The following is a 1779-nucleotide window of genomic DNA, read 5'->3' on the forward strand; positions in this document are numbered from 1 at the left end:
CCCGGCCGACGGCGCCGAGCCCGAACGCCACCCGTTCCCGGACGCCGTCGTGGTCGCGGACGGCGAGTACACCGGTCTGCACCGGCTGGTCGCGGACGGGGCCGTGGTGGCCCTGCGCCTGTCCACGGGGTGCGGCTCCTGCGCGCGGGTGATCGAGCGGCTGGACGAGTTCAAGGACGCGCTCGGGCCGGTCCGGCTGCGGGTCCTCATGCCCCAGCACGCCCCCGGCGCCGAGGGGGCGATCCACAGCGGCGCCGTCGACGCGTCGCTCGTGCTCGCCGACCCGGCCGGCGCCGCCTCGCAGGCCCTCGGCCTGCACTCGTTCCCCACCGCGGTGCTGCTCGGCACGGACCGGCTCACCGCCGGCGGCCCGGTGGGCGGCGCCGACGACGTCCTCGCCTTCCTCGAAGAGATCCGGGAGATCATGACCACCGAACTGCCCGCCGCCACGGACGGCTCCACCGCCACCCCGGAGGTCCGCGCATGAGCGCCCCCGAGACCACCCCCGTCCTCGCCCCGCTGCTGCCGCGCCTGCGCGCCGAACGCGCCATCGAGGCGGCCGCCGCCTCCGCCTCCCGGCCGCTCGAGTCCCGGGGCGTCGAACTCGAGATCGGCCTGCCCGACGGCGCCCGCGCGCCCCTGCTGACCGTCCTGGCCGAGGCGCTGGCCGAGGGCCACGGCGAGCGCGCCGCGGTCCTCGTGGTCACCGCGACCACCCGCGAGGCCGAGGACCTCGTGACCGACCTCGCCGCCTGGGCCCCCGCCGGCGCCGCCGCGCTGTTCCCGTCCTGGGAGACGCTGCCCCACGAGCGACTGTCCCCGCGCTCGGACACCGTGGGCGCCCGCCTGGCCGTGCTGCGCCGCCTCGCCCACCCGGAGGAGCACGCGGAGGGCCCGCTGCGCGTCGTCGTCGCCCCCGTGCGCGCCGTGCTGCAGCCCCTCGTGGCCGGGCTCGGTGAGCTGAGCCCGGTGACCCTGCGGACGGGGGAGGAGCGGGACTTCAACGGCGTGGTGGCCGCGCTCGCGGACGCCGCCTACTCGCGCGTGGACATGGTCAGCCGACGCGGCGAGTTCGCCGTGCGCGGCGGGCTGATCGACGTGTTCCCGCCCACCGAGGACTACCCCGTGCGCATCGAGTTCTTCGGCGACGAGGTGGAGCAGATGCGCTGGTTCTCCGTGGCGGACCAGCGCTCCCTCGAGGACACCACGGAGGACGGCTCGGGCCACCCCTCCGAGCTGTACGCGCCCCCGTGCCGCGAGCTGCTGATCACGGACCACGTGCGCCGGCGCGCCAAAGAGCTGATCCCGGCCATGCCCGCCGCCGCGGACATGCTGGACCGCATCGCCGAGGGCGTGGCCGTGGAGGGCATGGAGTCCCTCTCCCCGCTGCTGGCCGAGGCCATGACGTCGCTGCCCCGCATGCTGCCCGCAGGCTCGCTGACCGTCCTCGTGGAGCCCGAGCGCCTGCGCGGCCGCGCCGACGACCTGCTGGCCACCAACGAGGAGTTCCTCCAGGCCGCGTGGGCCGGCGCCGCGCAGGGCGCGGTCGCCCCGGTGGACGTGGCCGGGACGGACCAGTCCGCCGCGGGCGGCTTCCTCACGGTGGCCGAACTCCGCGCGGCCGCGCTCGAGCTGGACCAGGGGTTCTGGTCCGTCACCGCGCTGGTCTCGGACGATGAGCTGCTGCCCGACGCCGCCACCCTGCGCGCCACCCTCGGCGTCCCGCAGACCTTCTCGGGCGACATCGAGGCCATGGTCGCGCACACCCGCGTCCGGCTC

At 76.7% G+C, this 1779-nt stretch carries 1 protein-coding gene and 1 pseudogene; both read left to right on the forward strand.

What is annotated here, in order from left to right; genetic code table 11:
• A partial coding sequence (locus ACIP67_RS43210; protein WP_401700207.1) for a hypothetical protein occupies positions 1-487 on the forward strand: 487 nt, incomplete at its 5' end.
• Positions 484-1779, forward strand: a pseudogene (locus ACIP67_RS43215) (transcription-repair coupling factor); the annotation flags it as partial. The gene ACIP67_RS43210 and the pseudogene ACIP67_RS43215, both read left to right, overlap by 4 nt.

Origin of the sequence: Streptomyces sp. NPDC088812, assembly GCF_044750285.1 — a bacterium.
Classification (GTDB): domain Bacteria; phylum Actinomycetota; class Actinomycetes; order Streptomycetales; family Streptomycetaceae; genus Streptomyces.